This window comes from Kutzneria sp. NPDC051319, assembly GCF_040682195.1.
Taxonomy (GTDB): Bacteria; Actinomycetota; Actinomycetes; order Mycobacteriales; family Pseudonocardiaceae; genus Kutzneria.
On sequence record NZ_JBFBAM010000046.1, the window covers coordinates 37,601 to 62,434 of the forward strand.

A 24,834-nucleotide genomic window follows, 5' to 3' on the forward strand; every position below is an offset into this window, starting at 1 on the left:
TCATCGGCGGCCGGGTAGCCCCACCACCATGGCGACCACGGACGTCCCGGCGAGAATGGACCGGCTGCCCTGGTCCCGGTGGCACTGGACGGTGCTGATCGGGCTGGGCACGGTGTGGATCCTCGACGGGCTGGAGGTGACGATCGTCGGCGCGCTGGGGCAGCGGCTGACCGACCCGGCCGGCGGGCTGCACCTGAGCGAGACCCAGGTCGGGCTGGCGGCCTCTTGCTATGTCGCCGGCGCGGTGCTCGGCTCGCTCGGCTTCGGCTATCTCACCGACCGGCTGGGCCGCAAGAAGCTGTTCCTCGTCACGCTCGCGCTGTACCTGACGGCCACGGTGCTGACGGCGTTCTCGTTCACCCCGATCTGGTTCTTCATCATGCGGTTCTTCACCGGGGCCGGCGTCGGCGGCGAGTACGCGGCCATCAACTCGGCGATCGACGAGCTGGTGCCGGCGCGACTTCGTGGCCGCATCGACCTGCTGGTGAACGGCTCCTACTGGCTGGGCGCGGCCGCCGGCGCGGCGCTGACGCTGTTGCTGCTGAATCCCGGGCTGTTCGCGGAGAACCTGGGCTGGCGGCTGGCCTTCGGCCTCGGCGCGGTGCTCGGCGTCGGCATCCTGGTGGTGCGCCGCAACGTCCCGGAGAGCCCGCGCTGGCTGTTCACCCATGGCCGCGCGGCCGACGCCGACAAGCTGGTCGGCGACATCGAGCGGCAGGTGTCCGAGCAGACCGGCGAGCGACTGGAACCGGTGCGCGACACGATCGAGGTGCACGAGCGCGGCAGCATCGGCTTCGGCGCCGTCGCCCGCACGCTGCTCAAGACGTATCCGAGGCGAACGCTGTTGGGCCTCGGACTGTTCGTCGGCCAGGCGTTCCTGTACAACGCCGTCTATTTCACGCAGGCGTTGGTGCTGGCCAAGTTCTTCGGCATCTCCGGGGCGTCCGTCGGCGGCTGGCTGATCCCGCTGGCCGTGGGCAGCCTGGCCGGGCCGGTGCTGCTGGGCCGCCTGTTCGACACCGTCGGCCGCAAGACGATGATCGCGATCAGCTACCTGGGCTCCGGTGTGCTGCTGGTCGGCACCGGCGTGCTGTTCCAGCAGCAGCTGTTGTCCGCCACCACGCTGACCATCGCCTGGAGCGGCGTCTTCTTCCTGGCCTCGGCCGGCGCGAGCGCCGCCTACCTCACGGTGTCGGAGATCTTCCCGTTGGAGATCCGCGCGATGGCCATCGCGTTGTTCTACTCGGTCGGCACCGGCCTGGGCGGCATCATCGGCCCCGTGCTGTTCGGCGGCCTGGTCGACACCGGCAGCACCACGCTGGTGGCCGCCGGCTACTACCTGGGCGCGGTGATGATGATGGGCGGCGGTGTCCTGGAGCTGCTGATCGGCGTCGAGGCCGCGCAGCGGTCGCTGGAGGACATCGCGAGCCCGCTGTCGGCGGAGGAGCCCGCGCCGCGGCAAGCGGCGTAAACCTCATGTTTGTGTCCGCTGTGCGCGGGCATCCGACACCATGCCGGCACGGAGCGAGAACTCGAACGTTGCCGCGTTTCGGCGCGGTCGGTGGATCCTGGCCGGCCAGGGCCTGGTGTTTCTGCTGGCCGGTGGCTGGGCGCTCGTCACAGCTTGGCTGGGCGGCAGTCACGCTGTCGTGTTCGGCACGCCGGTGCCGACGGGGTTGGCCGGTATCGTCGCCACGGCCGGCCTGGCGTCGGTGGTGTGCGCTTCGCACCGCCGCGCCGGATCCGTGTTCGTGTGCGTGCAGGCGCCGCTGTTCCTGATCCTGTTCATGGTCTCGGCCGCCACTCGCCGTTCCGGCGTGTGGCAGAGCGTCTTCGGCTACGACTCCGCCATGTCGTTGGCCTACCTGGTCATCGGCCTGCTCGGGCTGTTTCTCGTGATGTGGATGTTCCCGCACGCCATCAGCGAACGCGACCGCCCGCGCCTGCGGCTCCGCCGGAATCACCACGGCCGGCCCTGACCGATGTTTCACGGACGTGCGGTCGGGTATTCGGTGGCCACTTCCTTCAGGAGAGCAGGGAAGTCCACAGTTTCTATCGCCGACAGCGAGGCAAGGGAAGGATCGTCATGAGCACCGAGCGCAAGATCGATGCCAAGGCCGACGAGGTCAAGGGCAAGGTGAAGGAAGGCGTCGGCGGTGCCACCGACGACCACGGCCTTGAGGCCGAGGGCAAGACGGACCAGGCCAAGGGCAAGGTCAAGGAGGCGGCCGAGAAGGTCAAGGACGTCTTCAAGAAGGACTGATCACATACGCTGATCCGAATGGACCGCCGGCAGTTCTGCCGGCGGTCCATTTTGCGTGAGCGCCCCATTGTCGTAGACCCGAAATCGGTGGACGAGAGATAGTGCAGCTCACATCGGTGGCACGAGGGTGAAGTAGCGGTCGAGCACGGCACGGGGGCCGACCACACCGAGCAGTTCGTCGGCCGGGATTCGCTGCCACAGGAACAACATCAGGTCCGAGGCGGTGCCGATCAGTTCGACGTGGCGGGGCTCGGCGCGGTCGATGAGACGCACGGTGTCGCCGTCGAAGTGGACGGTCCAAATGTCGTCGCCGTCGGTGCGGCGCAAGCGAATCCGCTCGCCGAGGCCGGGTGGGGCCTGGGTGCGGGCCCGGCGAAACGGGGCCATGACGGTGAAGTTCTGCTCGATGGCGTCCGCCGCGAGTTCGTCGTCGATCGGCTCGGCCGTGCCGAGGGCGTTTTCGGCGTCCCAGCGGTGCACGGCCGCTTCGATGGTCTGCATGCGGGCCCAGAAGCCGACGGTCTGCTCCTGCGACCATGTCCAGGCCGGTTCGTCGGGATTCCGGCTGCTGAACAACGATTCCAGCGTCGCGGCTCCGTCCGCGAACCAGTCGATCAGGCTCGTCGGCACGGGACCGTGAGCCGGCGCCTGCTCCGGGACGGGCCAGCCGCGCGTGTCGGTGGGGAGGTCGAGAAAGGCGCGGTCGGTCGGGTTCGGCGGTGCGGCAACGCGTTGTTCGATCACGTGGATCACGTATCGGTGCACGTGGCCCAGGTGCGCCAGCAGGTCCGACATCGACCAGCCGGGGCAGGACGGGACGGGAGGAGCGGCATCGGCGGCGCGGCGCACCGCGTCCTCCAGGGCCGCGATCTCCCGCCGGAAGTGGGGCACGTAGTCCATGGCCTCACTCTGCCACCTGGCCGCCGGGCAGGACCTCGCAGCGGTGGCCCGGAACTGGAACGCCCGGTGGATCAGCCGGCAGCGGCGGCGAGGCGTTCGGCCAGGGCACGGACGAGGGTGCGCAGGGCGTCCGGGCCTTCGACGGCGAAGGGGAGGCCGAGGCCGGCGAGCAGGCCCGGCACCCAGTCCAGGCGCTCGGCCCGCATCCGCACGCCCACCCAGCCGTCGTCGGCGATGTCCTGCACGGCGGCGATTCCGAGCGGGAACGCGGCGGCTACCTGGTCGGCGGTTCCTTGTACCCGCAGGGAGATCTCGTGCCGATAGGGGATCCGCGCGAGCCCGGACAGGACGTGGTCGGCGGGCTCGAAGCCGTCCGGTGGGGCGAAGGCGCCGGCCAGCAGCCGAGGGGCGGTGACGCGGTCCAGCCGGAAGGTGCGGGTCTCGCCGCTCACGGAGTCCGCACCGGTGACGTACCAGCGTCCGGAATGGGCGACGATCCCGTACGGGTGCAGGACGCGCTCGGTGCGGCGGCCGTCGGCGGCGGTGTAGTCGATGGCGACCGGCGTGCGGTCCCGCGCGGCCTCGGCCAGCAGCAACAACACGGTCGTCTCGGACGCGGCCGACGGGCGGGGCCGCTGGGTGAATTCGACGTTCTCCAGCAGGGCGTCCAACCGCCGTCCCAACGCTTCCGGGAGGGTGCGGCGCATCTTGGCCGCGGCGCTCTCGGCGGCCGCGACGGAGCTGGTCGCCAGCCCCGCCCGACGGCCGGCGATGAGGCCGAGCAGCACGGCCAGCGCCTCCTCGTCGGTGAGCATGAGGGGCGGCATGCGGAAGCCGGGCGCGAGGCGGTAGCCGCCGTAGCGGCCGCGCACGGACCGAACCGGAATGTCGAGGTCGGTCAGGTGGACGACGTAGCGGCGGACCGTGCGCTCGTCGACGCCCAGCCGCTGCGCCAGCTCGGCCACGGTGCGGGTGCCGCCTGACTGGAGGATCTCCAGCAGGGCGAGCACCCGGGCGGTTGGTCGCGTCACATTGGCCAGTATCGCGCGGATACCGGGCGGATCCTGTCCGGTATCGGTCCTAGCGTGCTCGACATGACCACCAACACCCTCGTGTCGAGCCGCCTGATCACCGACGACGTCGCCCGCCTTGTCGCGTTCTACGAGCGGGTCACCGGCGTGCCGGCCGCCTGGGCGACCCCCGACTTCGCCGAGCTGGCCACCCCGGCCGGCACCCTGGCGATCGGCAGCACCCGGACCGTGGCGCTGTTCGGGGCGGGCTCCGCCGTCCCCGCGGCCAACCGGTCGGCGATCATCGAGTTCCTGGTCGACGACGTGGACGCCGAGTACGACCGGATCCGGCAGGTCGACACCTGTGTCGTCGCCGAGCCGACGACCATGCCCTGGGGCAACCGCTCCCTGCTGGTGCGCGACCCCGACGACAACCTCGTCAACCTGTTCACCCCCGTGACGCCGGAGGCCGTCGCGAAGTTCGGACGCTGAGCCGGGCATAAAAGAACGCGATCACCGCCATGCTCGCCGCCGCCGACGTCAGGGTGGTGATCGCGCTCAGTGTCGATCTATCGCGAATACTACGGCTTCATGCTCGCGCCGAGGGTGTCCAGCGCCTTCTGGACCATGGCCTGGGCGTTGGCGTTCAGGTTGGCGTTGCTGCCGTTCACGATCCAGGACGCGCCCGAGAAGATCACGACGGTCACGCCGTTGTCGACACCGCCGGACGTGCCGCTGCTCGGGATGCCGAGCGAGGAGGCCGCCTTGACCGACGCCTCGCCGAGCTCACGGGAGTCGTTGTCCGAGGTGGTCTGCGAGTTGCCGGTCTGGGTGTCGCCGAAGATCGCGCCGATGACCTTGCTCTTGTAGAACATCAGAGCGAACTGCCGGCCCTTGATGCCGTGTTCCTTGTAGAAGAAGTGCGGGCACGGGGACTTGCGGTCCCAGCAGTCGTCGCCCAGGACGTAGAACGGGACGTGGTGCGCGGCCAGCTGCTTGCCGTTGCTGTCCTGGAACGTCGTCTCGTCCTGGTGGTCCGGGTCGTTGTCCGGGTCGCTGCCGTCGTCGTCGACGGCCAGGCTGGAGCTGTAGGCGTAGACGCCCGTCGCCACCTGGTACACGTTCACGTTCTGCGACCGGGTCATGGTGTTGATGTGGGGCTTCGAGTTGACCTTGTTCGCGGTCGTGCTGTTCTTCTTGACGCCGGCCAGGACCTCGGCGGCGGTGTACGCCGGGGCGGCGGCGGCCGAGGAGACGGACGCGTCGGCGAAGTCCGCGGTGGCGGCCTCGGCCGAGTTGACGGCGAGTGGCGTGGCGAGCGCCAGCGCCGCGACTACCACGGCTAAGCGCGTGCGGGGGGATGACATGGCTGCAGGGCCTCCACGTATCGTTAGGAAACTTTCCTAACGCATTGAAGCACCACGGGTGACCCCTGTCACGTGATCAACTTTCACAAAATTCGACCGGCGCCGGCCAAATCCGGGCATAGGGGACAGCTCGGGCTGGTGGCGGGGGTGATGCGACCGGATTTCCGCGAATTGGCGGAGATCTGCCGGGCCGGGTCGGGGTCGTCGCGTCGGCGCGCGAGGTCCGGTCGGGTCACGGGGCGGGGCCGGCCGCGCGAGGCCTGTCGGGCTACCGGCGCGTCAGCGCACGAGCTCGCGGACGTCCTGGAAGGCCCTGGCCAGCAGCGAGTCGAAATCGGCGGCGGAATCGGACATCCACTCCTGGATGGCCAGGCCGAAGGTTGCCGCGCCGATCTGGGCCGCGAGCACGGCCTGCCGGTCCGGGATGCCCCGGGCGGCCAGGGCGCGGGCGGCGGCGTCCTGAATCGTGGCGATCTTGGCCAGTTCTCGCTCCCGCAGCGCCGGTATCGACGCGATGAGCTCGGCGCGGGGCGCGGCGAAGGGCCGGTTGACCTCCAGCACGGGCCGCATGGCCCGGAAGGCCTCTCCCAGCACGGCCATGGGCGCGGTGGCGTCGGGCACCTCGGCGATGGCCCGCGCCAACGCCGCGGCGACGACGTCCTGGCCGCCGAACAGCACCTCGCGCTTGTCCGGGAAGTGGCGGAAGAAGGTGCGCTCCGTGACGCCGGCCGCGGCGGCGATCTCCGCCGCGGTGACGGCGTCGTAGCCGCGCTCGCGGTACAGGGCGAGGGCGGCTTCCTGGAGGCGTCGACGCACGTCTTCTCCGCTGCGGGGCACGGCCTCAGCCTACCCGTCAGTGACTGACACTACGTGGTAGCGTCAGTCACTGACACAACGAGCGGAGGCGGCCGTGGCCGAGGTGACGATCGAGACCGACCGGGGCGCCATGCCCGGCTACCTGGCGGTGCCCAGCGGCCCGGGGCCGTGGCCGGCGGTGGTGGTGATCCACGACGTCTTCGGGTTCACGCCGGACGTCAAGGCGCAGGCCGACTGGCTGGCCGGCGCGGGCTTCCTCGCCGTGGCGCCGAACCTGATGCACTGGGGCGGCCGGGTGGCCTGCCTGCGGTCGATCTTCCGCAACCTGCGTGACCGGCACGGCCGCGCCTTCGACGACGTCGAGTCGACCCGGCGGTGGCTGGCCGGCCGCGCGGACTGCACCGGCCGGATCGGCGTGATCGGCTACTGCCTCGGCGGCGCGTTCTCGTTGCTGCTGGCGCCCGGCCACGGCTTCGACGCCTCCAGCGTCAACTACGGCACCGTGCCCGAGGACGCCACGAGCTTCCTGGATGGAGCGTGCCCGATCGTGGGCAGCTTCGGCGGCAGGGACGGCCAGCTGCGTGGCGCGGCGGCCAAGCTGGAATCGGCGTTGACCGCGAATGGCGTCGTCCACGACATCACGGAGTACCCGGAGGCGGGGCACGGGTTCCTCAACGACCACCACCCCGGCGACATCCCAAGGATCTTCCTCGTGCTGACCAAACTGCTCGGCGCCGGCCTGCACGAGGAGTCGGCGAAGCTCGCCCGGGAGCGCATCGTCGGCTTCTTCCACGAGCACCTCGAAGCGAGCGCCGCCGCCGGCGGAAACCGATGAATGGCACCGGTTCGCCGAGGTGTGGGGCTGGGCCAGGGGAGTCCGAGGGAGGTCCTCGTCGCGGCGTGACGGGCTCGGTCAGGGGTTGATCAGGCCGTACAGCATCTGGGAGCCGAAGTCGGCCCAGATCGGGTCGCGGTTGTCGTCCTTCGTGGGAGGTGCGTCCGGTCGAGCCTCGGCCGCCCCGGCGGGCGCAGCCAGAGGCTGGCGAAGGTGGGGTCGGCAGCACCACCCTCGAACCGGCCGCGCGGGTTATCGTCCGGTCATGGCCGACAGCGAACTGGGAGCGTTCCTGCGGACACGCCGCGAGGCACTCAGCCCGCTGGACATCGGCCGGCCGGAGTCGTCCCGCCGACGGGTGCCGGGCCTGCGTCGCGGCGAGGTCGCCGAGCTGGCCCAGATCTCCGTCGAGTACTACACCGAACTCGAACGGGGTCGCGGCCGCCGCCCGTCGGCCCAGGTCGTCGCCGCGCTGGCCCGGGCGCTCCGGCTGGACCGCGACGAACGGGACTACCTGTTCGGCCTTGCCGGCGCCGCTCCGCCCGACCACGGCCCCAACGCTCACGTCGACGCGGCGATGCTCGACCTGCTGGGCAAGCTGGCGGAAGTGCCGGCGCAGCTGTTCACCGACCTCTACGACCTGGTCGCGCAGAACGACTTGGCGGTCGCCCTGCTGGGCGAGCCGCTGTCGGCCGGCGGCCCCGAGGACAGCCAGATCGTCCGGTGGTTCCTCGATCTCGCCGCACGGGCCCGCTACCCGGTCGACGTCTGGCCGGACGTGTCACTCTCGTACGTCGCCGATCTCAGGGCGACCAGCGGCCGCCACCCGGACGACGTCCGTGTGACCCGGTTCATTCGGCAACTTCACCGCCGCAGCAAGGAATTCGCGCAGCTGTGGGAAGCGGCTCCGGTGCGCGTGCGGCGGGCCGGTGTCCATCGCGTGCTGCACCCCGGCCTGGGGCTGATCGAACTGGGGTGCGAGGGCATGCTCAGCGAGGACGGTCGGCACCGGCTCGTCTGGTACTCCCCGCGGGTCGGCGGCGAGGCCGCGCAGCAGCTGAAACTTCTCAGCGTCGTCGGGACGACGGAGTTCGCGGGCGACGAGTGAACGGGCCGGCTCGTCGAGCCTGCGGCGAAGACGGTTTACCTGCTGGCCAAGCCCATTTGCCGGTGGATCCAGTCGACCACGACGTCGAGCCGGGCCACGTTCTCCAGCCCGGCCTGGGGGCAGGCCGGGCCGTTGTTGACGATGGCGACGAGGGTGCCGGTCACGCCGTCGGCCGAGACGAAGAACGGGCCGCCGGAGTCGTCGGGGCAGGGGCTGTTCTCCACCGTGCGCGGCACGGTCGGCGCGGCGCCGAGGGTGTACTCGTGAATCTCGGCCACGGTGAAGGTGCCGCGCTTGAGATGGTCGGACGGCTTGACGACGGTCGACGACAGGGAACCCCAGCCGGCGAACTGGAGCGGCTCGCCCACGGTCGGCGGCGCGGTGGGCAGCGCGAGCGGGACGATGTCGGTGATGGCGTGATCGAGCTTGGCCAGCGCGAGGTCGCTGACGGGCGACTGTCGCACGTCCACCACCTGAGCCGTCTCGCCGCCCGGGTCGCTGTCCTTGAGTTTTCCCAGTGTCACGGCCATGTGGTAGCGGGGCGGCCCGCTGTCGGGGGTGCCGACGATGCTGTGGAAGCAGTGCCCGGCCGTGACCACCCACTGCGGGGCGATCAGGGAGCCGCTGCACGCGCCGCTGCGCACGCTGCCGTCCAGCTGGGGGATGTCCTTGGCCGTCAGCTTCGCGTTGAACGGCAACTCGTGGCTGAGAACCGGTTTGGCGGCCGCGTGCGGGCGGCTCGTTTCGGCGGCCGCGCGCTCCTGCGCCACGGTGTACGCACCCGCGCCGCCGGCGCCGAGAATCATCGCGACGGCGACGGTCCCGAGTCTCTTCCCGATGCGCCCGCGCGGAGACTTCGTCATACCACCCATACGCCGCCGGCTCGGATCCCGTTGCAGTCGAGCGTGGACCGGCCGCGCGCCGCCGTCGATCGATGGCTCGGACTAGCAACACAAAGTCATCGATAATCGATCATTGACACGTCAGCGAGGGTGCTGTCAACTATTCGTAATTAACGGCAGGCCTCGGGTGGTGCTGCCGCCGCCGGTCAAGGGAGACGCGGTGCCAACCAGCAGCCGATTACGAGTAGCCGTTCTGGCGGCGATCACCATGGTCTCGGCGGTCACGCCGGCCTTGGGGGCGGAGGGGGTGAGCACTGCCTGGCGTGACGGGGGGTTTCGGATCGACCGCCAGGCGGTGGTCAGCCGGTCGGACATCGTGTTGGGCGGGCCGAACGTCGCCAACACGCAGTCGCTGCCGCTGGGCAACGGGAGCCTCGGCGCGGCGGTGTGGGCGGCGGGCGGGTTCACGGCGCAGCTCAACCGGGGCGACACGTTCCCGGACCGGAAGTCCCCGGGCCAGGTGACCATTCCCGGTCTGGCGAAGCTGGCCAACGCGAGCGACTTCACGGCCCGCCTCGACCTCTACGACGGGGTGCTCACGGAGACCGGCGGCGGCATGACGGCGCGCGCCTACGTGCGAGCGGACACGGACGAGCTGGTGGTCGATGTGACCGGGGCGGACCCGAACGCCGACCAGACGGCGCAGGGCTACCTGTGGTCGGGGCGGTCGCCGCAGGCGCAGGCGTCGGGCGCGATCGGGACGCTGGCCGAGACGTGGGTGGACGGCCCGCCGGCCGGCGCCGGTCAGACGTTCGGCAGCCTGCTCGCGGTCACGGCCGGGGGACGCGACGTCACCTCGAAGGTGGTGGACGACCGCACCGTGCAGGTCTCCTTCAAGCCCAACAAGAACGGGGCCTTCCGCGTCGTTGTCGGCGCACCGGGCTGGACCGGCGGGGACGCGCCGAAAACCGCGGCGCGGCTGCTTGGCGACGCCGCAACAGCGTCCACAGTGGACAAAAAGCATCTGAATTGGTGGCACGACTTCTGGGCGCATGCGGACCTGATGAAGGTCGAGTCCGCCGACGGTTCGGGGCAGTACCTCGAAAACCTGCGCACGATCTACCTCTACCAGGAGGCCAGCCTCAACCGCGGCAAGTACCCCGGCACGCAGGCCGGCGTAGCCGACCTGTTCGAGTTCTCGCAGGACAAGCAGGACTGGGTGCCGGCCGACTACTGGTTCTGGAACCTGCGCATGCAGATCGCCGCCAACCTCAGCTCGGGGGTGCCGGAGCTGAACACCGCGTTCTTCGACCTGTACACCTCGAACCTCGCCGCCGTCGAGGCGTGGACGAAGGCGAAGGTGCCCGGCGCGGCCGGCGCCTGCGTTCCGGAGACGATGCGGTTCAACGGGAACGGCCTCTACACCGGCCCCGACCCCGAGGCGAACGCCTCGTGCGACGCGACGATCGCCCCGTCGTACAACTCGATGACCTACTCCACCGGCGCCGAGGTGGGCCTGTGGCTCTGGCAGGCCTACCAGCACAACGGCGACAATTCCTTCCTGCGCAAGGGTTATCCGCTGATGAAGGCGGCAGCGCAGTTCCTGCTCTCGGTGGCCGAGGTCGGTCCGGACGGTCTGCTGCACACCACCTCGAACGCGCACGAGACGCAGTGGAACGTGTCCGACCCGGTCACCAACATCGCGGCCATGACGGCGTTGTTCCCGGTCGTGGTGTCGGCGGCGCAGGAACTGCACACCGATGACGCGTTCGTGCGGCAACTACGCGCCGCGGAGAAGCAGATCCCGCCGCTGCCCCGCACCGACGCCGCCACGCACTCGCAGGTGCTGACGCCCGACGCCGACGCCGGCGGCCAGGACGTGATCGCCTACTCGACGCAGCCGACCGCGCCGCTCAACAACGGGGAGAACCTCGACCTGGAGCCGAGTTGGGCGTACGGCCTGATCGGCGACGACTCCGGCCCGCTCACCGACCTGGCCAAGCGCAGCTACGACGCGCGGCGGTTCCGGTTCAACGCGGAATGGGACTACGACGGGCTGTCCGCGGCCCGGTTGGGCCTGGCCGGCGAGGTCGAAGCGAACCTGGTCGCCATCACCAAGAAGTACCAGGTCTTTCCGTCCGGCATGGGGAATCTGTTCGGTTCGGCCGGTGCGGCGCCGTACAACGAGGAGACGGGCATCGTCGCGGCCAACCTGAACGAGGCGCTGGCGCAGGACTACGACGGGCTGCTGCGGATCGCGCCCGCCTGGCCGTCCGACTGGGACGTCAACGGCACGGTTTCCTTGCAGCACAACAGCAAGGTTGACGTGCAGGTGCGCGGCGGCGTGCCGGTGACGGTGGTGCTGGAGGCGGGGGACAACGCCGCTATGAAGGTGCGCAACCCGTGGGCGGGGCAGTCGATCAAGGTGGTCGATGCCGACACCGGCCGCGCGGTCGTCGCGCCGACGACCGCCGGGCAGATCGCCGTGAACACCGTGTGCGGGCACAAATATCTGATCGAGAAGAGCGCCGCGCCGTTCACGTCGCTGCCGTTCGGGCCGGTCACCGGCGTCGCGGCCACCTCGGCCAAGCACCTCGGCCCGGTCCAGATCGGCCTCGACAAGCCCGTGGTGTCGGCGACGCTGGCCGAGACCTACGACAACGTGGCCGTCACGGCCGACGACAACACCGGCCCCGGCAACATCGACGGCGGTGGTGCCAGCATGTCGGCCAAGGCCTTCGCCGATGTCGGCGTGACCCCGGGCGGCCCGGTCAGCCACGGCGGACTGACCTTCGCCTGGCCATCCCAGACCGGCACCGGGACACCGGACAACACCGTCGCCAATGGACAGACGATCGCGCTGACCGGAACCGGCAACATGGTGGGATTCCTGGTGACTGCGGCCTACGGCACGGCCGGCGGCACGGCGACGGTGGTCTACACCGATGGCACCACCCAGGACTTCAGTCTGACCAGTTCCGACTGGTTCGGCGGCCCGGGCGATGTGGCCTTCACGGCGGCATATCAGAACCGGCAGGGCAACACGACGTACCAGGGCAGCGCCTACGTGTACTACGTCGGCGTGCCGTTGCAGGCGGGCAAGACCCCATCGCGGGTCCGGCTCCCGGCCGGCGGCCCCGGCGCCGTCGCCGGCACGCCGTCGCTGCACGTGTTCGCGATGGCCCGAGGTTGAGGGCAATCTCGGAGGCCTCTGGGAAGCTGGCCGTTGCGTTCTACATACGGCCGCACGTATTCTTTCGGGGTGACCGTGCCCACGCCCCGGACCGAAGCGTCCGACCCGTTCTGCCTGTCCGACGTGCACGCCGCGGGCCTGCTGTTCGACGCGCCGTGGTCCCGCTTCGCGGTGATCGGGGACAGCCTGTCGGCGGGGACCGGCGACGCGAGCCCCGGCTACGCCGACCTCGGCTGGGCCGACCGGGTGGCCGGCATCCTGCGTCAGGTGCGGCCGGACCTGGACTACCTCAACGTGGCCGTGGTCGGCGCGCGGACGCCGGAGGTGCTGGACAAGCAGATCGAGCCGATGCTGGAGTTCGGGCCGGATCTGCTGCACATTCCCTGCGGCGCCAACGACATCGTGCGCCGCAACCCGGACTACGACGACATCGCCCGCACCCTGCGGCGGCTCTACGGCATCGCCGCCGGCACCGGCGCCCAGCTGATGTCGTTCACGCTCGGCAAGGCCTATGTCGTGCCGGTCTTCCCCGACTGGGACGAGCGGGTCCGCACGATGAACGAGATCACCCGCGGGCTGGCCGCCGAGTACGGCGTCATCGTGGTCGACATGTGGGACCACCCGGTGAACGCCCGGGACGACCTGCTCAGCGAGGACCGGATCCACTTCTCGACCTCGGGCCAGGCCGTGATGGCCACCGAGGTCGTCAAGCAGCTCGCGTACCTGCTGGGCGCGGTCAGCCCGGTGTGAGAGCCCTGCGGCCCGGAACTCCCGCCCGGGCCGCAGGGCCGTGTCAGTGCGTGCGGAGCAGCTGGTAGCGAGCCGACGCCGGGACGTGGGCGGGCAACTGCTCGTCGGGGTCGGTGATCGAGGACCGCAGTTCGTGACCGGGCCGCACGCCCAGCTCGTCCTGGAGCACCCGTTCGGCGCGCTGGTAGGCCTCCGCGGCCTCGGCGTAGCGCCCCATTCTGCGCAGGGCCAGGATGTGCCGGGTGTGGATCGACTCGTTCAGCGGATTCTCCGCGATGAACTTGTGCGCGTTGAGCACCACCTTCTGGTTGTTGCCGAGCGCGATCCAGGCGTCGATCAGCGTTTCCCTCGCCGCCGCCCGCCATTGGTGCAGTTGATCGGCGGCCGTCGCGGTCAGCGGCCCGTCGAGAGTGTCCGGCAGCGCGTCGCCGCGCCACAGGGAAAGGGCGTCCTCGAGAATGGCCGCGACCACGTGCGGGGCCTCCGGCGCCAGATTCAGCGCCCGTTCGACGAGGGTCATGAAGCGGTGCGCGTCGACCGCGGTGCGGTCGATGTTGAGCCGATATCCGTTGTTGACCGTCTCCAGCATGTCGGACCGGCCGCCGTTGCTGTGCAGCCAGCGGCGCAGCCGGGCGACGTGCGCGTGCAGCGCGTTGACCGCGTCCCCCGTGGTGCGGGTCAGGTCGAGCTCCTCGATCAGCTCGTCGCGACCGACGTTGTCGTCGGCCCGGAACGCCAGAACCGCCAGTATGCTGCGGAGTTTCACCCCGCTGAGCGTTGCCTCCACGTCTCCGAACCTTGATCGCATCGGGCCGAGGATGCCTATGCGCGCAGAGTCCATCGTCCTCGTTCCTTCTGCCACGGCAGCCGACACCGAATGACGGGGGACGCACTCCTTAACCCCAGGAACCCGGGTGACCGCTGGGCAACTCCCCAGAAAGCCAGATCTTGGCTTGACAACGGAAGACTAACGACGCGGGTAGTTGTCGTGGCACCCACACCTTCAGGTAGGGCCACTCGGCGGATCGGGGGAGTCAATCGAGCGGGGTAGAACCATTCCGCTGACCGGGCCGTGACCGCGGCAGATTTTGCCTCATCGGGCGGGGGTCGCCGGAATCGGTGGCGGTGGCGGGCTCCGGATAATCGGCGGGAATCGGCACATCCCACGCCATCGGGCGGTGGCATTCACTCGGTCGGCGGTTGATCTGCTGTTTCGCCGAGGAATTTCCGGCCGGATCGGCATTCGGTCGCACGGGGTGGGCGCCGAGCGGGCCAGGGCGACGATGTGAGAGTATGATCGGTCGTATGGAAAACGGGTCGGAGCGCACGGCTCAGCGTTCGGCCGCCGGGGTCGTGTCGGCCCGCGACGCGGACGAGATCACCGACAAGCGGGTCCTGCGCGGGATGCGGAGCCGTCAGATCGTGCTGCGCGAGGCCGTGGACGTCGCCTCGCTGGAAGGGCTGGAGGGCGTCAGCTTCGGCCGGCTCTCCGCCGCCACCGGCATCAGCAAGGCCGGGGTCCAGACGTTGTTCCGTAGCAAGGAAACCCTCCAGCTGACCACCATCGAGTACGCGCGCGAGCTGTTCCTGGACACCGTGGTGGCGCCGGCGCGGTCGGTCACCCACGGCGTCGCGCGGCTGCGCGCGCTGATCGGGAACTGGATCGACTACGCCGAGCGGCCGCTGTTCGCCGGCGGCTGCTTCTGGGTGGCCAACCTGGCCGACTACGACAGCAAGCCGGGCCCGATCCGGGACGCGCTGCGCCGCCAGCGGCAGGAGTGGGTCGGCCTCATCGCCGCCGAGCTGCGGCACGCGGTGGCGGCCAAGGAGATCGGCGACCTCGACGCGGACCTGGCGGCGTTCCAGATCGACGCCGTGCTGTGCGCGACCAACACCTCGATGCGCCTCGGCGACGACGATGCGGCGGACAAGGCCCGCCGCATCGTCGAGGCAATCCTGAGCTGAGGCCGACTCAGCGCGCCTTGGCCGCCTTGGGCATCAGGAACACCAGCGCGGCCACGACCACCGCGATCGCGAACACCGCCAGCGAGGCCATGGCGAAGCCGTGGCCCGCGGCCTGGACCCGGCCGTCCACGTCGGGGCGGAACGACGTGAAGAACACCACGCCGATCACCGCGACGCCCAGGGCCGCGCCGACCTGCTGGGCGGTGGAGAGCGCGCCGGAGGCCATGCCGACCGCCGCCGGCTCGATCCGCGCCAGCACCGAGTTGAGCAGCGGCGTGATGAGCAGGCCGCCGCCGACGCTCTGCAGCATCAGGGTCGGGATCACCGTGGCCGGGCTCATGGGGCCGCCGGTCAGCAGCACCACCGCGGTCGACAGGTAGCCGATCGCCAGCACGATCGAGCCGACCTCCAGCACCCGTCGCCCGTACTTCGGCACGAGTCGGCCGGCGACCATGCCGAAGATGAAGAACATCACCGCGGCCGGCGCGTACACCAGGCCCGACTGCAGCGCCGAGAACCCGAGCCCGTCCTGCAACGACACCGCCAGCGACAGGTAGTACGACGTCAGCAGCGCGTACACGCAGATGACCAGCAGCAGGCCGAGCGAGAACGAGCGCTTGCGGAACAGGGTCAGGTCCATCAACGGGTCGCCGCCACTGCCGGCCACCCGCCGCTCGACGGCCACGAACACCGCGAACGCGGCCAGGCTGCCGGCGAAGCAGACCCACGTCCACCACGGCCAGCCCTGCTCGCGGCCCTGGATGAGGGGGAAGGTGAGCAGGAACAGGGCCGCGCTCAGCGCCGCCACGCCCGGCATGTCCAGCCGGCGCGCGCCGGCCGCCTTCGACTCCGGCACGAACTTGGCCGCCAGCGCGAGGGTCACGATGCCGATCGGCACGTTGACCCAGAAGACCGAGCGCCAGTCGGAGCCGAACAGGTTGGCCCCGATCAGCAGCCCGCCGATCAGCTGGCCGCCGATGGTGCCGAGGCCGATGACCACGCCCAGGATGCCGAACACGCGGTGTCGGCCCTCGGCCGGCACGAGCAGCGTGATCACGCCGAAGACCTGCGGCACCACCATGGCCGCGCCCAGGCCCTGCACGATGCGCGCGACGACCAGCATGCCGGGGCCGGTGGCCATCGCGCAGGCCACGGAGGCGAGGGTGAAGACCACGATGCCGAGCATGAAGATCCGCTTGCGGCCGTAGAGGTCCGCGATGCGGCCGGCGGTGATCATGAACACCGCGTAGCTGAGCTGGTAGCCGGCGAGCACCCACTGGAGCTCGCCCGCGGTGGCGCGCAGGTCGGCCTGGATCGCGGGCCCGGCCACGATCGCGATGTAGGAGTCGAGGATCGCCATGAACATGCCGATCATGACGGTCGCCACGGGGGGCCACGGGATCGCGGGCGGCGCCTCCGGTGGACTCGCGACAGCTTGTTGCCTGGCATTCGTCACGAAGGCCGTTCCCTTCTCGTCGGACGCCGGACCCGACGATCCGGCCGGAGGCGAGGCTCACCCGCGGACCGGGGGTGTCCGCGGGTGACCCGCGCACAACAGAGCATACATGCGACCGTATGTTTATCGCAACGTGGCCGGGTTTACTGCAACGTGGCCGGGTTTACGGCAACGTGGCCGGCACGGCGCGGGGCACGGCGGTCAGGACGTAGGCGTCCGGGTCGGGGCGGCGGGTGGCCCGCCAGTAGCTGGTGCCGGTGCCCGGCCAGGACTGGCGGTTGGCCCCGGTGTGGTCGAGGAACCAGCTGTGGCAGCCGCCGGTGTTCCACACCGACCGCGACAGCTTGCCGTGCAGCCAGGAGTTGAACTTCCGCTGCACCTCGGCCCGCACGTCAAGCCGGGTGGCCCCGCGCGTCTTCATCAGGCGCAGGCATTCCACGATGTAGTGCAGCTGCGCCTCGATGACGAACAGGATCGACTGCGCGCCGCCGCCGGAGTTCGGGCCCATGACCATGAACATGTTCGGGAAGCCGGACACGGTCATGCCCAGGTAGGCGGTCATGCCGTCGCGCCAGGCGTGCTGGATGGTCTCGCCGCCGCGGCCGACGATGTGCTCGTGTGCGCACCGGTTGTCGGTGCTGAAGCCGGTGCCGAGGATGACCACGTCGGCCCGGTGCAGTTCGCCGTCGTTGTCGCGGATGCCGGTCTTGGTGAACTCGGCGACGCCGCTGGTCACGAGGTCGACGTTCGGCTGCTGCATGGTCGGGAAGTAGTCGTTGGTGAGCAGGATCCGCTTGCAGCCGATCTGGTACGAGGGCGTGAGCTTGGCCCGCAGCACCGGATCGGCCACCTGCTTGTCCAGCGTCCGGCGCGCGGCGATCTCCAGGATCTTCACGAAGCGGGGGTGCAGGAACGCCAGCACCGGCAGCTCGTGCGTCCAGTAGGCGGCCAGCCGGTAGAGCCGCTGCACGAACGGCGCCAACCGGAACGCCTTGCGCTCCCGGTCGCTGAGCGGGCGGTCGGCCTTGGGCAGCACCCAGTGCGCGTTGCGCTGGAAGACGTCCACGTGCGCGGCCTGGCCGACGATCTCCGGAATGAACTGCGCGGCGCTCGCCCCGGTGCCGATCACCGCGACGCGCTTGCCCTTGAGGTCCACGGAGTGGTCCCACTGCGCCGAGTGGAACACCGCGCCGCCAAAGCGTTCCATGCCAGGGAAGTCCGGCCGGTTCGGCAGATGCAGGGCGCCGTGGGCGAGCACGACGATCCGTGGCCGGAACTCCTCGCCGGAGCGGGTGCGCACGTGCCAGCGGTCGGCCGCCTCGTCGAACTCGTAGGACACCGCCTCGGTGTTGAAGCGCACGAAAGGCTCCAGGTCGTGGTCCTTCACCACGCGCCGGATGTAGTCGAGGATCTCCGGCTGGCCGGCGTACATCCGGCTCCAGTTCCGGTTGGGCGCGAAGGAGTAGGAGTACATGACGCTGGCCACGTCGCAGGCGCAGCCGGGATAGGTGTTCTCCCGCCAGGTGCCGCCCACGCTGTCGGCCTTCTCCAGGATCACGAAGTCCCGCTGCCCGGCCGCCAGCAGTTTCACCGCCATGCCGAGCCCGGCCATGCCGGAGCCCACGATGAGGACGTCCGGCGACTCGGTCGCCCCTGCTTCGTTCGGTGTGGACGCCACGACCGTCTCCTCACGTGTTCGCGCGCGGATGTCTCGGCCTCGGATCATCCGCGCCGGCCCTGAAACGCCTCTGCCACACCGAACGGGGCGAGGTCAGGGGCTCGTCAGAGCGCTTTGCGATGATCGCGGCGTCGATCCTCGGACCGGGCGCGATGGGAGTTGAAGTTCCCGCGTGAACACTGCAGAGCAGGCACGACCGCGGCATGTGCGCGTGATAGTGATCGGCGGCGGGCTGTCCGGCGTCGCCGCGGCGGTGCGCCTGCGCCGTGAGGGCCACGAGTTCCTGGTCCTCGAACGCGGGGAGCAGGTCGGCGGCACGTGGCGTGACAACACCTATCCCGGCGCGGCGTGCGACGTGCCCTCGCACCTCTACTCCTTCTCGTTCGCGCCCAACCCGGCGTGGACACGCTCGTTCTCGCGGCAGGGCGAGATCCAGGACTACATCGTCGACGTGGTGCGCCGGCATCGCCTGCGGGACAACCATGTCTTTGGCTGCGAGGTGCTGTCCACGCGGTGGAGCGACGCCGATTCGCGGTGGGAGCTGGAGACCACCAAGGGCCGCTTCACCGCCGACATCGTGGTGGCGGCCTTCGGCGCGCTGTGCGAGCCGGCCCGGCCCGACATCCCCGGCATCGAGGACTTCGACGGCACGGTCTTCCACTCCGCCCGCTGGGACCACGACGCCGACCTGAGCGGCAAGCGGGTCGCGGTGATCGGGTCCGGGGCCTCGGCGATCCAGATCGTGCCCGGGATCGCCGACCGGGTCGGGCAGTTGGAGGTCTACCAGCGGACGCCGCCGTGGATCCTGCCGCGGATGGACCGCCGCTACACCGCCGTCGAGCGCTTCGCCTGCCGGCGCGTGCCGTTCTACCAGCGGCTCATGCGCACCGCGATCTACTGGGCGCGCGAGGCGCAGGTGGTCGGGCTGGCCAAGAACCCGCTGCTGATGCTGCCGATGGAGCTGGCCGCCCGGGCCAAGCTGCGCATGCAGGTGCGGGACCGGGCGCTGCGGCGCAAGTTCACGCCAGGCTATCGCCTGGGGTGCAAGCGGATCCTGATCTCCAACGACTACTACCCGACCTTCGCCAAGCGCCACGTCCGGCTGGTCACCGAGGGCATTCAGCAGATCAAGGCCAACGCGCTGGTCACGGCCGACGGCGAGGTGCACGAGGCCGACGTCATCGTGCTGGCCACCGGCTTCCAGATCGCCGACTCGCCGTCGCACCGGCGGATCTTCGGCCGCGACGGGCGCAGCCTCGGCGACGTGTTCGACCAGGTCGGGCGGGAGTGCTACAAGGGGACCACGATCGCCGGCTTCCCGAACATGTTCTTCATGGTCGGCCCGAGCACGGGTCTGGGCCACAGCTCGATGATCTACATGATCGAGGCGCAGGTGAACTACCTCGCCGACGCGCTGGCCACCATGCGCCGGGCCCGGATCCGCACGGTCGAGGTGCGCCGTCCGGCGCAGGAGGCCTTCGCCCGCATGCTTCAGCGGCGGATGGCCGGCAGCGTGTGGGACAGGGGCGGCTGCGCCAGCTGGTACCGGGACAAGCACGGCCGCAACACCACGCTGTGGCCCGGATTCTCCTTCGAGTTCGCCCGCCTCACCCGGCAGTTCGACCTCGACGCCTACGCCATCTCGACGGAGGACGCACCATGAGCACGGGATTCACGGGCAAGGTAGCGGTGATCACCGGCGCCGGCTCGGGCATCGGCCGCGCGCTGGCCGTGGACCTGGCCGCCCGCGGCGCCCGGCTCGCACTGTCCGATGTGGACCGTGACGGGCTGGAGGCGACCGCGGTGCGCTGCGAGGCCCGCGGGGCCGAGGTGCGCACGGACCAGCTCGACGTCACCGAACGCGAGGCCGTGCTGGCCTACGCGGCGGCGATGAGGGCGCATTTCGGTGTGGTCAACCAGGTCTACGCCAATGCCGGCATCGCCTACTACGGGGAAGTGGCGCGGGAGGAGTTCAAGGACATCGAGCGGGTGCTCGACGTGAACTTCTGGGGCGTGGTCAACACGGCCAAGGCCTTCCTGCCGCACCTGATCGACTCCGGCGACGGGCACGTGGTCGCCGTGTCCAGCCTGTTCGGCCTGATCACGCTGCCGGGGCAGAGTTCGTACTCGGCGTCGAAGTTCGCCGTGCGGGGGTTCACCGAGTCGCTACGGCAGGAGATGCTCGTGGCCCGGCATCCGGTGCGGGTCAGCTGCGTGCACCCGGGCGGGATCAGGACGTCGGTGGCGCGCAGCGCCGGCGTGGCCGACGGGCTCGACCCGGATTCGGTGGCGCGGGTCTTCGACCGGCGGATGGCCTTGCACAGCCCGGAAATGGCCGCCAGGACGATCCTCACGGGCGTGCAGCGGCAGCGGGCGCGGATTCTCATCGGCGGCGAGGCCAAGCTGTTCGACCTGCTCAACCGGGTCACGCCGACCGGCTCGCAGCGGTTCTGGGCCTGGTACTCGCGGTTCCTCGCCGTGGCGCCGCGCAAGCAGGCGTCGTGAACCAGCCGTCGATCCCGCTGCCGCTGGCCCGCGCGCTGCTGCATCCCTTTTACCGGTTGACCTTCCAGCGGTGGCTGCCGTGGAAGGTGCAGCGGCTCCTGCTCGACGTCGCGGCGCGCACGCAGCCGATGCCGCCCGGAGCCACCACGCGCACGCTGTGGCTCGGCGAACGGCGGGCCGAGGTCGTCTCCGCCGGCGAGACGGCCGGGCCCGGGGCGGTGCTGTACCTCCATGGCGGCGGGTACACCGTGGGTTCGATCGCCACGCACCGGTCGCTGGCCGCGCACCTGGCCCGGGCAGCTGCGCGGCCGGTCTACCTGTTGGACTACAGGCTCGCTCCCGAGCACCCCTGCCCGGCCCCGGTGCAGGACGCGGTGGCGGCCTTCGACGCGCTGGGCCGGGCCGGGTACGCGTCCGGCACGATCGCGCTGGCCGGTGATTCCGCGGGCGGCGGCATCGCGCTGGCCGCCGCGCAGGCCATCGTCGCGCGGGGCGGCGTGCAGCCCGCCGCGCTGGTGCTGCTCTCGCCGTGGGCGAACCCGGCCAAGCGCGCCTCGCGGCACCGTGACCTGGTCGTCAACCGGCCTTGGGGCTTCGCCTGCGCGGACGCCTACCGCGGCGACGGCGATCCGGTCGACCCGGTGTACGCGCCGCAGCTGGGCCCGATGGCCGGGCTGCCGCCGACGTACCTGCACGCCGGGCTGCGGGAAATGCTCTACGACCAGTGCCTGCAACTCGCGGTCCTGCTGCGCCGTGCCGGAATTCAACTGCGTTATGTGGAAAGCCCGGATCTCTGGCACGCCGGTCAGGTTCAGGCCGGTCTCGTCCGCGCTGCCGCCGATTCGCTGGAGGACGTCGGCGATTATCTACGTCGAATATTCGACACGGCGAAATCAATAGTTTCCTGAGTGTTCGAACCCGGGTAGTCGAGGATGGCTCGGTTCCGGATAACGTCCCGTCGACGTCGCGAAACGAGGTCGGGCAACCGTGACCTGGGTCACGCGAGGGAGCTGCCCGTAAGGGCGGGCTTTTATTGGGCCCAACCCCGGTGTGGTCACGCCGTCCCCACCGGGGACGATTCAGGATCGATCTTGAAAAGAGCAAGGGGAGCAGGGGTTTGGGCGGATGACGCGCCCTTGCGCGTGTGCTTTACTGGCTGAGCGTTGACCACGTCGGGGGAAGTGGGTTGACCTATGAGCCATGGGGAAAGTCGGGCCGCGCCGGAGGCCGTCGGAGAAGCGGCGCCGTCGCTGGTCAGCGACGTCCTGTACCTGATCGCGGCCCTGCGCGCGGACATTTCCGAGCCCGATACGTTCCGATTGGTGAGTGAGGCCGGAATCCATCTGATCAGGGGCGATCTGGAGCCGTCGCTGGCCCTGATCGACAAGGCGCTCCAGCGGCTCGACCCGGACGGGGGCGGCTATCTGGACGTGCTCGCGCTGCGCATGTTCCTGCTCGAGTTCGTCGACCGGGGCTCGGACCGGTGGAAAACCTACGGCGCCGGCCAGGTCACCCCGGCCGCCGGCCCGCCGCGCATTGTCTCGCTCTGCATACAGTCGAATATCCAATGGCACTCCGGCAACCTTTTCGACGGCCTGATGCTCAATCGGAGCGCGATTCACGGCGTCGACCGCGAGACGCCGGTGTGGAACCTGTACGCGCAGCTGCTGCTGGCCAAGAAGCTGTCCGACATCCACATCGCCGACCAGGCGGCCGGCGTCGTCACGACCATCCAGAACCTGGTGGACAGCGCCGGCCTGCACGCGTTCGGGGCGCTGGTGCCGTCGCTGCGTTCACTGCTCGACCTCCAGGCCGGCCGGTACGACGAGGCGCTGGAGCAGGTCGACGAGACCGTCGCCACCGCGGCCGAGCGGGCCTGCACGGCCGGCGTCAAGCTCGCGCTGTCGGTGGCCGCCACGGTGTACCTGGCTCGCAACGAGCCGGGACGTGCGGCCGAGGCGCTGCACGCCTACCACACCAACACCACCGACTACGAGCTGCCGGATTCCGTCGCCCGCGCGACGTTCGCGGAGATCGCCCTCGTGGCCGCCGCCGAGGGCCCGCGCGCGGCGGCCGAGCAGATCCGGGCCAACTGGCGGGCGCTGGCCACCACGTCCGGCTGTTTCGTCGAGGACCTGACGCGCCCGTCGTGGCTGGTCGCCGTGGCGCGCCGCGCCGGCGACGCCGAGCTGGCCGGGCGGGCGCTGGCGGCGATCGAGCGGCTGGCCGGCGACAATCCGGGCGTACCGCTGCTGGGCCGGGCCGCCGGCTACGCGCGGTCGGCCTTCGAGGGCCAGCCCTTGTGCCCACGTTCGGTGCTGGACGTGGGCGCGGCCCGGACCGCCCCGTGCCACGATCCGGTGAAGCCGCCCGGCCCGCGCACCTCGCTCGGGGAGCTCTCCGAGCGGGAGGACGAGATCGCGCGGCTGGTCGCCCGGGGGCTGACCAACCGCCAGGTCGCCACCCACCTCGGCATCTCGCCGCACACGGTGAACTTCCACCTGCGGCGCATCTTCCGGAAGCTGTCCATCACCACCCGCGTCCGGCTGAGCCACCTCATCGCGCAGGTCGACTCCGAGCACGGGACGCCGGTCAGCCCGTGACCGCGGCGGTGATCAGCCGCCGGGTCCGGTCCGGGTCGAGCCGGTCGAGCCGTTCCAGGTCGTCCAGCACCCCGGCCGAGCCGCCGGTGGCGAGGAACTTCGCCCGGACGATCGCCCGGTGGTCCCGGCGGGTGTCCGGGCCGGCCGAGCCGATCGGCGCCGCGCACGACTCCGTCGCGGCCGACCCGCCGGCCAGCTCCAACTCCAGCCGGGCGCCGATGGCCATCGTCGCTTCGGCGAACGACTCCTGCGGCGGGCCGAGCGCGGCCAGCACCGCCGCCGCGTCGTCACCGGCCCAGGCCAGCAGCTCCGGCAGTTTCAACGCACGGTCGCCGGCCTGCCGCAACGCCTCGCCCAGCGGGGAGGTCGCCTGCGCCATTCGCACCGAGACGTCCCAGTCGTGGGCGACGATCACCTTCGCCGCCAGATCCCACCGCGCCTCGTCGGCCAGCGCCGCCGGCGCCAGGTCGTCCGGGCCGAAACTTCCCTTGAGCAGCAAGCACGCCACGCCGTAGCCGACGGAGAGCGTCGCCGCCGCGGCCGGGGTGCCGGGGCCGGCGAGGAACGGTGCGACCTTGCGCTCCAGCTGCCAGGTCAGCAGCGAGGCGTGCACGACGATCTTCTGCACCCGCGAGGCGTCCAGCGGCCCATGGGTCCGGTGCAGCCGCTCGGCGCAGTCGAAGGCCGCGTGCAGGTACGCGCTGCCCGGGAAACGCTTGTAGGTCAACGTGTCCGTGTGCCAGCGGCGGCCGAGGCCGAGCGTGACCGCCTCCGGCAGCGGCACCACGGACAGCTGCGCGAGCAGGCCCTCCGGCGCCTCGATGATCGACTCCGACCCGGTGAGCCCGGCCGCGGCCGCGTCGCAGGCGTCGAGCGCCAGCCTTACTGGGCCCGACGCGCTGAGCGCCTTCAGGTCGCTGGTCACGACGCCGTGGTGCAGCGGCACCGGCACGATGCCGAGCGCCAGGCCCAGCGCGGACGTCCACTGCTCGGCCGGCGCACGCCGGGCGTGCAGCCGTGCGACCACCGCGCTGGCCAGGTGGGTGTGCGTGTTGGTCTGGCCGCGGAAGAACGGGCTGAGGATGGTCGCCGCGGAGATCCGCGCCGCGCACTCGTTGGCCGCCACGGCCGCCGTCAGCAGCGTTTCGCCGTCGAGACCGCCGTGGCGGGCCTCAGCGATGGCAACGTTCACCGCACCGGCCGAGATGTGCCCGGAGTAGGCCACTTCGTCGAAGTCGATCGCGGTGGCCAGCGCCGCCAGCACCTGCGCGGCGCGGGTCGGGTCCTCCTGCGTCGGCGCCCCGTAGGCGGCGACCAGCGCCCGCCCGACCGGCAGCCGCAGCGAAGCCCGCACCGCCGCGAGGTTCGACACGACCTGGCTCCGCGCCGCCGCCCGGGTCCGCTCGGGCACGTCGGCCCAGGTCAGCTCGCGGGCCCAGGCGGTGAGCAGCTGGGATCGGGTGGGGGATTGGGTTGTGGTCACCGGTGTCCTCCGGGGACGTTGGTCCGGGGCAGTTCGCGGGCCCAGGTCGGCTCGTCGGGC

General features: G+C 70.7%; 22 protein-coding genes. 13 read left to right on the forward strand and 9 right to left on the reverse strand.

Features of this window, described 5'->3' with window-relative positions:
• Positions 1–28: 28 nt before the first annotated feature.
• The 3 genes from AB0M73_RS33320 (at position 29) to AB0M73_RS33330 (ending at position 2,263) form a co-directional block, all read left to right on the forward strand.
• Positions 29–1,471 carry an MFS transporter gene (locus tag AB0M73_RS33320; protein WP_363899166.1) on the forward strand — a complete coding sequence of 481 codons (1,443 nt, stop codon included), beginning with the start codon at positions 29–31 and terminating at the stop codon, positions 1,469–1,471.
• Positions 1,472–1,511: 40 nt separating this feature from the next.
• Positions 1,512–1,979: a hypothetical protein gene (locus AB0M73_RS33325; RefSeq protein WP_363899169.1), complete on the forward strand. Its 468-nt coding sequence runs from the start codon at positions 1,512–1,514 to the stop codon at positions 1,977–1,979.
• A gap of 107 nt (positions 1,980–2,086) precedes the next feature.
• On the forward strand, positions 2,087–2,263 hold the full coding sequence (locus AB0M73_RS33330; RefSeq protein WP_063753648.1) for a CsbD family protein: 177 nt from the start codon (positions 2,087–2,089) through the stop codon (positions 2,261–2,263).
• A gap of 108 nt (positions 2,264–2,371) precedes the next feature.
• On the opposite strand, the gene AB0M73_RS33335 is transcribed toward AB0M73_RS33330, so the two are convergent.
• Together AB0M73_RS33335 and AB0M73_RS33340 are read right to left on the reverse strand one after the other, a co-directional pair.
• A complete protein-coding gene (locus AB0M73_RS33335; protein WP_363899172.1) occupies positions 2,372–3,163 on the reverse strand; it encodes a maleylpyruvate isomerase family mycothiol-dependent enzyme in 792 nt (263 codons plus the stop codon).
• Positions 3,164–3,234: 71 nt separating this feature from the next.
• A complete protein-coding gene (locus AB0M73_RS33340; RefSeq protein WP_363899175.1) occupies positions 3,235–4,194 on the reverse strand; it encodes a YafY family protein in 960 nt (319 codons plus the stop codon).
• A 63-nt stretch (positions 4,195–4,257) separates the two neighbouring features.
• Between AB0M73_RS33340 and AB0M73_RS33345 the strand changes: the two genes are divergently transcribed.
• Positions 4,258–4,665, forward strand: a complete 408-nt coding sequence (locus AB0M73_RS33345) for a VOC family protein (RefSeq protein WP_363899178.1) — start codon at positions 4,258–4,260, stop codon at positions 4,663–4,665.
• 89 nt (positions 4,666–4,754) lie between these two features.
• Here AB0M73_RS33345 and AB0M73_RS33350 read toward each other — a convergent pair whose 3' ends face one another.
• On the reverse strand, positions 4,755–5,540 hold the full coding sequence (locus AB0M73_RS33350) for a glycoside hydrolase family 75 protein (protein ID WP_363899181.1): 786 nt from the start codon (positions 5,538–5,540) through the stop codon (positions 4,755–4,757).
• Between the two features lie 279 nt (positions 5,541–5,819).
• Positions 5,820–6,377, reverse strand: a complete 558-nt coding sequence (locus tag AB0M73_RS33355; protein WP_363899184.1) for a TetR/AcrR family transcriptional regulator — start codon at positions 6,375–6,377, stop codon at positions 5,820–5,822.
• A gap of 73 nt (positions 6,378–6,450) precedes the next feature.
• On the opposite strand from AB0M73_RS33355, the gene AB0M73_RS33360 reads away from it, so the two are divergent.
• Entirely contained in the window at positions 6,451–7,191 is a 741-nt protein-coding gene (locus AB0M73_RS33360; protein ID WP_363899187.1) for a dienelactone hydrolase family protein, read from the forward strand.
• 265 nt (positions 7,192–7,456) lie between these two features.
• On the forward strand, positions 7,457–8,299 hold the full coding sequence (locus AB0M73_RS33365) for a helix-turn-helix transcriptional regulator (RefSeq protein WP_363899190.1): 843 nt from the start codon (positions 7,457–7,459) through the stop codon (positions 8,297–8,299).
• Positions 8,300–8,334: 35 nt separating this feature from the next.
• Here AB0M73_RS33365 and AB0M73_RS33370 read toward each other — a convergent pair whose 3' ends face one another.
• The gene (locus tag AB0M73_RS33370; RefSeq protein WP_363899193.1) at positions 8,335–9,162 is read right to left on the reverse strand and encodes a trypsin-like serine protease; all 828 of its coding nucleotides are present in this window, start codon (positions 9,160–9,162) and stop codon (positions 8,335–8,337) included.
• 199 nt (positions 9,163–9,361) lie between these two features.
• Between AB0M73_RS33370 and AB0M73_RS33375 the strand changes: the two genes are divergently transcribed.
• Both AB0M73_RS33375 and AB0M73_RS33380 read left to right on the forward strand, forming a co-directional pair.
• A complete protein-coding gene (locus AB0M73_RS33375; RefSeq protein WP_363899196.1) occupies positions 9,362–12,334 on the forward strand; it encodes a hypothetical protein in 2,973 nt (990 codons plus the stop codon).
• Positions 12,335–12,403: 69 nt separating this feature from the next.
• Positions 12,404–13,084 (forward strand): SGNH/GDSL hydrolase family protein, encoded by a 681-nt coding sequence (locus AB0M73_RS33380; RefSeq protein ID WP_363899199.1) that lies wholly within the window; start codon positions 12,404–12,406, stop codon positions 13,082–13,084.
• Positions 13,085–13,127: 43 nt separating this feature from the next.
• On the opposite strand, the gene AB0M73_RS33385 is transcribed toward AB0M73_RS33380, so the two are convergent.
• Positions 13,128–13,850, reverse strand: coding sequence for a BTAD domain-containing putative transcriptional regulator (locus tag AB0M73_RS33385; protein WP_052396238.1), 723 nt, complete (start codon positions 13,848–13,850; stop codon positions 13,128–13,130).
• A 539-nt stretch (positions 13,851–14,389) separates the two neighbouring features.
• On the opposite strand from AB0M73_RS33385, the gene AB0M73_RS33390 reads away from it, so the two are divergent.
• Positions 14,390–15,049 (forward strand): TetR/AcrR family transcriptional regulator, encoded by a 660-nt coding sequence (locus AB0M73_RS33390; protein ID WP_363899203.1) that lies wholly within the window; start codon positions 14,390–14,392, stop codon positions 15,047–15,049.
• Positions 15,050–15,056: 7 nt separating this feature from the next.
• On the opposite strand, the gene AB0M73_RS33395 is transcribed toward AB0M73_RS33390, so the two are convergent.
• Positions 15,057–16,436: an MFS transporter gene (locus tag AB0M73_RS33395; RefSeq protein WP_363899206.1), complete on the reverse strand. Its 1,380-nt coding sequence runs from the start codon at positions 16,434–16,436 to the stop codon at positions 15,057–15,059.
• A 232-nt stretch (positions 16,437–16,668) separates the two neighbouring features.
• Positions 16,669–18,183, reverse strand: coding sequence for an NAD(P)/FAD-dependent oxidoreductase (locus AB0M73_RS33400; protein WP_363899209.1), 1,515 nt, complete (start codon positions 18,181–18,183; stop codon positions 16,669–16,671).
• A 205-nt stretch (positions 18,184–18,388) separates the two neighbouring features.
• On the opposite strand from AB0M73_RS33400, the gene AB0M73_RS33405 reads away from it, so the two are divergent.
• The 4 genes from AB0M73_RS33405 to AB0M73_RS33420 all read left to right on the forward strand — a co-directional run bounded on the left by AB0M73_RS33405 (position 18,389) and on the right by AB0M73_RS33420 (position 23,291).
• Positions 18,389–19,846 (forward strand): NAD(P)/FAD-dependent oxidoreductase, encoded by a 1,458-nt coding sequence (locus AB0M73_RS33405; protein ID WP_363899212.1) that lies wholly within the window; start codon positions 18,389–18,391, stop codon positions 19,844–19,846.
• Entirely contained in the window at positions 19,843–20,688 is an 846-nt protein-coding gene (locus AB0M73_RS33410) for an SDR family oxidoreductase (RefSeq protein ID WP_363899215.1), read from the forward strand. Before AB0M73_RS33405 ends, AB0M73_RS33410 begins: the two co-directional genes overlap by 4 nt.
• Positions 20,685–21,596 (forward strand): alpha/beta hydrolase, encoded by a 912-nt coding sequence (locus AB0M73_RS33415; protein ID WP_363899218.1) that lies wholly within the window; start codon positions 20,685–20,687, stop codon positions 21,594–21,596. Before AB0M73_RS33410 ends, AB0M73_RS33415 begins: the two co-directional genes overlap by 4 nt.
• A gap of 414 nt (positions 21,597–22,010) precedes the next feature.
• Positions 22,011–23,291, forward strand: coding sequence for a helix-turn-helix transcriptional regulator (locus AB0M73_RS33420; RefSeq protein WP_363899221.1), 1,281 nt, complete (start codon positions 22,011–22,013; stop codon positions 23,289–23,291).
• Here AB0M73_RS33420 and AB0M73_RS33425 read toward each other — a convergent pair.
• Positions 23,281–24,774, reverse strand: a complete 1,494-nt coding sequence (locus AB0M73_RS33425) for an MmgE/PrpD family protein (protein ID WP_363899224.1) — start codon at positions 24,772–24,774, stop codon at positions 23,281–23,283. The genes AB0M73_RS33420 and AB0M73_RS33425 overlap by 11 nt on opposite strands.
• Positions 24,775–24,834: the final 60 nt, after the last annotated feature.